This window comes from Streptomyces niphimycinicus (assembly GCF_018883605.1).
Classification (GTDB): Bacteria; Actinomycetota; Actinomycetes; order Streptomycetales; family Streptomycetaceae; genus Streptomyces; species Streptomyces niphimycinicus.
This window is the reverse complement of sequence record NZ_JAHLEM010000829.1, coordinates 1-7353: the sequence shown is the minus strand read 5'-3', so window position 1 is coordinate 7353 and position 7353 is coordinate 1. Positions and strand designations below refer to the sequence as shown.

The window sequence follows — 7353 nt, the reverse complement described above, 5'->3', positions numbered from 1 at the left end:
CCGGACGACGGCTCGCCGCCCTGGGCCGCGACGGCCACGGCGGCGTCCAGCCCGCGCACGAAGCGGCGGGCGGAGGCTATGTCGGGATGGACGGCCGGGCCGGTGCCCGCCACCACCGGGGCGAGCAGCGCGCGCAGCTCGGCGACCCGCATCCACCACAGGAACGGCGAGCCGATCACCAGCACCGGCGGCTGCGGGACCCGCCGCTCGGGGCGGTCCCCGATCCGGTCCGTGCCGCCGGCCGGATCGGGGGCGCCCCGTGCGGAGCGGGGCTCCTCGACCGCCAGGGCGCCGCGGTCCCCATGCTCCCGGCGCTGGGCGTGCGCCGGATGCGTACGGTCCTCGAGCCAACTGTCGCAGTCGGGGGTGAGCGCTATGGCCGAGGGCGCGGGCACCTCCAGGCGCTCGGCCAGATCGCGCACCAGCCGGTAGAGATCGGGCGCCGTCTCCTCGGCGATGGGCACCGTCGGGGTGAGCGCGGGCCTGGCCCGGACGACCACGGCGGCCACGGCCGCCGCCAGCAGCAGGACCAGCAGAGCACCCCCGGTCACCACCCAGCGCAGGGCCGTCCAGCCCTGGTCCTGGGAACCGCCGACGCTGCCGGTGGCGCTTCCGGCCAGCAGCACGACGGCGGCCGCGGCCGGGAGGAGTGCGACCGCGAGCGCCGTGCTCCGGATGCGCAGTACCGCGAGGGCGCGAGCGCGCGCCGCCAGGGCACCTGCTTCGGTACCTGCCACGGTTCTCATCACCCCCTACTGTCCGGCCGATGTTTGAACAGCGGACGACGGCGGCGTTGTTGTCTCCCCACCCACTGTCGCACTGGCCGCCCACTCCGCAATGCCGGTGGGCCAGTTGCCGCACCTCGCCTGAGCGGCACACTAGTTGGGGGCCGGGCGTGCGTCAGCAGGATGCGGAAGCGCTCACCCGATGGAATGGCCTTGGGTAAAACCGGGAACTTCGCGATGGCGACGCCCGGCCCCGTGTGAACAGGCGCGAGCGGGTTTCGGGGCCGTTCCCGGGCCCGCCTGAGACACTTCTTACAGCGTGTTCCTACGAGGCCGCTTCGGCCGCCGCCTGCGCGGCGATGTCCGAGCGGTGGTGCGAGCCCTCCAGCCCGATCCGGCCCACCGCGCGGTACGCCCGCTCGCGCGCCTTCGCCAGGTCGGAGCCGGTCGCGGTGACGGAGAGCACCCTGCCGCCCGCGCTCACCACCGCACCGGACGCGCCGTCCCGCTTGGTGCCCGCGTGCAGGACGTACGCCTTGGGGGCATCCTGCTCGGCCACCTCCTCCAGCCCGGTGATCGGGTCGCCGGTGCGGGGGGTGTCCGGATAGTTGTGCGAGGCGACGACCACGGTCACGGCGGCGCCGTCGCTCCAGCGCAGCGGTGGCTCGGCCTCCAGGCGGCCGGTGGCGGCGGCGAGCAGCACCGCGGCCAGCGGGGTCTTCAGCCGGGCCAGGACCACCTGGGTCTCCGGGTCGCCGAATCGGGCGTTGAACTCGATCACCCGCACCCCGCGCGAGGTGATCGCCAGGCCCGCGTACAGCAGCCCGGAGAAGGGCGTGCCGCGGCGGCGCAGCTCGTCGACGGTGGGCTGGCAGATCGTGGCCACGACCTCGTCCACCAGCTCGGGGTCGGCCCAGGGCAGCGGGGAGTACGCACCCATGCCGCCGGTGTTCGGGCCCTGGTCGCCGTCGTGGGCGCGCTTGAAGTCCTGGGCGGGCTGGAGCGGGACCACGGTCTCGCCGTCGGTGATCGCGAAGAGGGAGACCTCCGGGCCGTCCAGGAACTCCTCGATCACCACCCGGCCGCAGGCCAGCGCGTGCGCGCGGGCGGCCTCGACGTCCTCGGTCACCACGACGCCCTTGCCCGCGGCCAGGCCGTCGTCCTTGACGACGTACGGCGCGCCGAACGCGTCCAGCGCCTCGTCGATCTCGGCGGGCGTGGTGCACACATAGGCGCGGGCGGTGGGCACGCCCGCCGCCGCCATCACGTCCTTGGCGAACGCCTTGGAGCCCTCCAGTTGCGCCGCCTCGGCGGACGGCCCGAAGGCCGGGATCCCCCGTTCGCGCACGGCGTCGGCCACCCCCGCCACGAGGGGGGCCTCCGGCCCCACGACCACGAGGCCCGCCCCCAGGGAGGCGGCGAGGTCGGCGACGGCGGCGCCGTCGAGCGCGTCGACCGCGTGCAGCTCGGCCACCTCGGCGATGCCGGCGTTGCCGGGGGCGCAGTGCAGTGCGGTGACGTCGGGGTCGAGGGAGAGAGCGCGGCACAGGGCATGTTCGCGGGCGCCGCCGCCGATGACGAGGACCTTCACGGTATGCAGCCTATTGCCTCGGGCTGGGGCCGCTGTGCGGTGGGGGCCACCACCGTGCGCGCGGGGGCCGCTGCGCCGGGGGCGGCCGCGCTCGGGCTGCCGCACTGGGGGTCGCTGTGCGCCGGGCCGCTCCGCGCTTGCCGGGCCGACCGGCCCCGGATCCGGTGCGCGGGCCACTCTTTTGGGTGAGGAATGGGCGGTCCTATACCCGATGGGGCAGCTCTTACGGGCTGAAAACCCGTGATCGCGTCTTCGTGGCCAGCCGTTCGGCGGTAGGAATGGTGGTCGCGCATCAGCCGCGCGCCAGGAGAAACGCCGCCGCAGAGGGAGTTGCACGGTGAGTCAGCCGGAGATGCAGCCCGAGGGGCTCCCTCGGCAGGAGGGTGCGAGAGCCCAGGGTGACCTGCTCGGTCGGCCCTTCCCGCACGGCGACTGGGGAGAGCCGGCGGAGCGGCTCGACGAGTTGTACCGGTGGGTCGAGGAGGGCGCCCTGGAGGTCGCCGGGTGGTACCTCGCCGAGCGGGTGTGGAAGCGCCGGACCGCCCGGGTGCTGCGGGTGGGCGCCGCGGTGGCGGCGGTCGTGGGGGGCGTGCTGCCGCTGCTGGATCTGAACGGGGCGCTGGACGGCGGCGGCGGGTGGGGCGCGCTGGCGCTGCTGCTGGCGGCCGCCTGCGTCGGCGGCGACCGGTTCTTCGGGCTGACGTCCGGCTGGATGCGGGACGTGGCCACGGCGCAGGCGGTGCACCGGCGGCTGGAGGCGCTTCAGTTCGACTGGGCGTCGGAGAGCGTACGGGAGGTGCTGGGTCCGACCGAGGGCACCGCGAGCGAGGCCGTGGAGCGGTGTCTGTCGGTGCTGCGGCGGTTCTGCGAGGACGTGTCGGAGCTGGTCCGGGCCGAGACGGCGGGCTGGATGGTGGACTTCGGGGCCGGTGCGGCGCCGCTGGTCACGCAGGCGCTGATGACCCAGGGCTCCCGTCCGGACAGCGGGAGCCCCGCGAGCCGCTTTCCGCTGCCGCCGGGCCCCGCCCGGCCCAATATGCCGCGGCAGCGTCCTCCGGAGCCGCCCCGCTGACGGCCCGGACCGCAACGCCTGTCGTAGACGCCTGTCGTAGACGCCTGGAGGACCGGTCAGCCGAACGGTCAGCCGAAGGACCGGTCAACTAAAGACGATCATCGAGCCCTGGCCCAGGCTGCGCGTCGCCGCCGCGTGCAGCCCCAGCCAGACATGGCGCTCCCGGGCGAAGGGGCTGTCCTCGTACGGGACCGACGCCGCCGGCTCCTCCAGGCTCGTGGGGCGGGCCGGGGGCGCGGGGGCGGCCGGGGGGTTGGACGGGTCGATGCCGAGCGCCGGACCGACCGCCTCCAGCTCGCGCAGCAGGCCGTGGCTGGAACCCAACGGGCCGCCGCCCTCGAGGAGTTCGTCGTTGGACAGCGGGCTCTGGAAGTCGACGGGGACATACGCCCCCGCGTGGTCGTAGTGCCAGACCAGATGCGACTGCTGGGCCGTGGGCTCGAACATCTCCAGCAACTGCTCGTAGTCCCCGCCCAGTTCGTCCACCGGGGTCACGGCGAGTCCGCACAGTTGCAGCAGATAGGCACGGCGGAGAAAGTGCAGCGCGTCGTAGTCGAAACCGGCCACCGGGGCGACGTCCCCGGACAGTCCCGGCATATAACTGAAGACGGGTACGGGCGGCAAACCGGCGTCACTGAGCGCCTTGTCGTACGCGGCGATCTCTTCGGCGAAGGGATTGTCGGGGCTGTGGCACAGCACATCGACGAGGGGGACCAGCCAGAGGTCACATGCCACGCGATCTCACTCTCGTATCCGTACGGTCGATGGTCGGCCCAGCGTAATGCCCCGCGTACGCCTCGCGAAGAGTGCCGGAAGCCAACCCTGGCGGGTCGGTTCACCTGCCGCCGCTCCGGCCTCCCCGGCCTTCGACTCGCTCACCGCCCGGCGGAACCGCTTACCGGCCGGGCGGAGTTCGGAAAGAGTTCAGGAGGAGATCAGGGGGAGTTGACCTCCGACGTCCGGTTCTGCGCCCGCGACTCCTCGCCCGCCACCAACCGCTCGATCAGCGCACGGAAATGCGCGTTGTACGCCGCTATCAACCGCTCCGAGTCATGCGGGTCCCCGCGGGTCACCGCCGCGGTGAGCTCGGAGTGCCCCGTCCACAACTGGCCGCGCAGATCGGGTACGCGCCGCAGATACGGCACCGTGAAGACCCAGGTCTGCACGCGTAGCCGCTGAAGAAAGTCCGACACATACGGATTGCCGACCAGCCCGCAGATCTCGCGCCAGAAGCGCAGGTCGTAGCCGATGAGGATGTCCAGGTCACCGGAGCGGGCGGCCCGCTCGGCCTCCTCGGCCCGCCGCCTCACCGAGGCCATCGTCTGCGGGGTCATGGTCTTCAGCTCGACGTAGTGCCGGAAGACGCCCTCGACCACCATCGTGCGGGCGTCGACCATGTGCCGGAAGTCCTCGATGGTGAAGTCGTGGACCCTGAAGCCCCGGTGCTCCTCGACATCGAGCAGCCCCTGGGAACACAGATCCAGCAGCGCCTCCCGGACAGGGGTCGCGGAGACGCCGTACTGCTGGGCGATCTCCTTGACGGTGAACTGGCGCCCCGCAGGGAGCCGGCCCGCGAGCACCTCGTCACAGAGCGCGTCGGCGATCTGCTGCCGCAGGGTGTTCCGCTTGACCGGGCTGGTGCCGGGCACGGGCATCGAGGACCGTCTCCTTCCACGGCCGTCGATGTAAGAAAGCGGACGGCCCTCGCATCACGATATGCGAGGGCCGTTGCGCAGAACACGCAGAATGCGGCCGTGGTCTACACCGGGCAGCGGTCGGGCGGCGGCCGGAGGCCAAACGGGCAGGGGCGCGAGGACGAGCCGGGCAGCCACCCGGGGACGGCGTCCCCGGGCCCCGGTACGCCTACGCCGTATGCGCGTCGGCCGCGGCCAGCGCCTCGTCCAGGATCGCGAGCCCCTCCTTGGCCTCGGCCTCGGTGACGGTGCACGGCGGCACGACATGGGTGCGGTTCATGTTCACGAAGGGCCACAGACCGCCGCGCTTGCAGGCCGCGGCGAAGTCGGCCATCGGCTGGTTGTCGGGTCCGCTCGCGTTGTACGGGACGAGCGGTTCGCGGGTCTCCTTGTCCTTGACGAGGTCCAGCGCCCAGAAGACGCCGAGGCCGCGCACCTCGCCGACCGAGGGGTGGCGCTCGGCGATCTCCCGCAGCCCCGGGCCGATCACGTTCTCCCCGATCGCGGCGGCGTTCTCCACGATCCCCTCCTCCGCCATCGCGTTGATCGTCGCGACGGCCGAGGCACAGGCCAGCGGGTGGCCGGAGTAGGTCAGACCGCCGGGGTACGGCCGCTGGTCGAAGGTCGCGGCGATCTCGGCGGAGATCGCGACGCCACCGAGCGGCACATAGCCGGAGTTGACGCCCTTGGCGAAGGTCAGCAGGTCCGGGGTGACGCCGAAGTGGTCGGCCGCGAACCAGTGGCCGGTGCGGCCGAAGCCCGCCATGACCTCGTCCAGGATGAAGACGATGCCGTAGCGGTCACAGAGTTCGCGGACCCCGGCGAGATAGCCGGGCGGCGGGACCATGATCCCGGCGGTGCCGGGGATGGTCTCCAGGATGATCGCGGCGATGGTCTGCGGGCCCTCGAAGGCGATGGTGTCCTCGAGGTGGCGCAGCGCGCGCTCGCACTCCTGCGCCTCGCTGTCGGAGTGGAAGGGCGAGCGGTAGAGGAACGGCGCCCAGAAGTGCACCACACCCGCCGAGGCGCTGTCGGAGGCCCAGCGCCGGGGGTCGCCGGTGAGGTTGATCGCGGTGGCGGTGGCCCCGTGATACGAGCGGTAGGCGGAGAGCAGCTTGGGGCGGCCGGTGTGCAGCCGGGCCATCCGGACCGCGTTCTCCACCGCCTCGGCGCCGCCGTTGGTGAAGAAGATCTTGTCGAGGTCGCCGGGGGTGCGCTCGGCGACCAGCCGCGCCGCCTCGGACCGTACGTCCACGGCGAAGCCCGGTGCGATGGTGCACAGCTTCGCGGCCTGCTCCTGGACCGCGGCGACGACCTTGGGGTGCTGGTGGCCGATGTTGGTGTTCACCAACTGGCAGGAGAAGTCGAGGTAGCGGTTGCCGTCGTAGTCCCAGAAGTACGAGCCTTCGGCGCCCGCGACGGCGAGGGGGTCGATCAGGCCCTGTGCGGACCAGGAGTGGAACACATGCGCGCGGTCGGCGGCCTTGACGGCGGCGCCGGCCGCGGGGTCGGGGCTGGGCTGCACGGACACGTTCGGTACCTCGGATCGCTCGCGGGTCGGAGTGGGACCAGCGTACGGACCGCATCCCCGGGCCGGGCACCGACAGGCTGTCAGGGTTTCGGGCCCGCCACCGACACCTTGCCGGGCGGTGGCGCCCTCATGGTCGCCGCCGGTGATCGGGGCGCGGCGTCCGGATTTCGCTCCCCGGCCCGGGAGTGACACAGGACGGATACGGAACCGATAACGGATCGTCCGCGTCGTCCACTTCGCTCTCAGCCGCCTTTATTCTCTCCAAGGGGCTGATCAGGGGGATTCACGGGGAAGGGGCGATCGACGCATGGAAGACCTGGGGGCCGAGGACCCTCGATGGATCGGTGAGTACCGGCTGCTCCGGCGCCTTGGCGCGGGTGGCATGGGCCGGGTGTTCCTGGCTCATTCTTCGCGCGGCCGTACGGTGGCGGTGAAGCTCGTCCAGACCGATCTCGCCCAACAGGCCGAATTCCGGCGGCGGTTCAAACAGGAGGTACGGGCCGCGCAGCGGGTCGGCGGCGCCTGGACCGCGCCGGTGCTGGACGCCGACACCGAGGCCGCCACCCCATGGGTCGCCACCGGCTATATCGCCGGTCCCTCCCTGCACGCGATCGTCTCCGAGTCGGGCCGACTGCCCGAGCGGACCGTCCGCATCCTGGCCCACGGCCTCACACAGGCCCTGCGGGACATCCACGACGCCGGTCTGGTCCACCGCGACCTCAAACCCTCCAACGTCCTGG

Annotated in this window: 6 protein-coding genes and 1 pseudogene; 2 read left to right on the top strand and 5 right to left on the bottom strand. The window is 72.6% G+C overall.

Annotation, left to right across the window (positions count from 1 at the left end; translation table 11 throughout):
* Together KN815_RS43645 and purD are read right to left on the bottom strand one after the other, a co-directional pair.
* Window positions 1-746 (bottom strand): annotated as a pseudogene (locus KN815_RS43645) (hypothetical protein); the annotation flags it as partial.
* Window positions 747-1050: 304 nt separating this feature from the next.
* On the bottom strand, window positions 1051-2316 hold the full coding sequence (gene purD / locus KN815_RS43640) for a phosphoribosylamine--glycine ligase (RefSeq protein ID WP_216347295.1): 1266 nt from the start codon (window positions 2314-2316) through the stop codon (window positions 1051-1053).
* Between the two features lie 337 nt (window positions 2317-2653).
* On the opposite strand from purD, the gene KN815_RS43635 reads away from it, so the two are divergent.
* Entirely contained in the window at window positions 2654-3388 is a 735-nt protein-coding gene (locus tag KN815_RS43635; RefSeq protein ID WP_216347294.1) for an SLATT domain-containing protein, read from the top strand.
* Window positions 3389-3472: 84 nt separating this feature from the next.
* Here KN815_RS43635 and KN815_RS43630 read toward each other — a convergent pair whose 3' ends face one another.
* From KN815_RS43630 to KN815_RS43620, 3 genes are all read right to left on the bottom strand, one after another.
* A complete protein-coding gene (locus tag KN815_RS43630; RefSeq protein ID WP_216347293.1) occupies window positions 3473-4123 on the bottom strand; it encodes a putative DNA-mimic protein in 651 nt (216 codons plus the stop codon).
* Window positions 4124-4323: 200 nt separating this feature from the next.
* The gene (locus tag KN815_RS43625; RefSeq protein WP_216347292.1) at window positions 4324-5043 is read right to left on the bottom strand and encodes a GntR family transcriptional regulator; all 720 of its coding nucleotides are present in this window, start codon (window positions 5041-5043) and stop codon (window positions 4324-4326) included.
* 208 nt (window positions 5044-5251) lie between these two features.
* Window positions 5252-6613 (bottom strand): aspartate aminotransferase family protein, encoded by a 1362-nt coding sequence (locus KN815_RS43620; RefSeq protein ID WP_216347291.1) that lies wholly within the window; start codon window positions 6611-6613, stop codon window positions 5252-5254.
* 307 nt (window positions 6614-6920) lie between these two features.
* Between KN815_RS43620 and KN815_RS43615 the strand changes: the two genes are divergently transcribed.
* Window positions 6921-7353: protein kinase domain-containing protein (locus KN815_RS43615; protein WP_216347290.1), on the top strand; the 433-nt coding region annotated here is incomplete at its 3' end.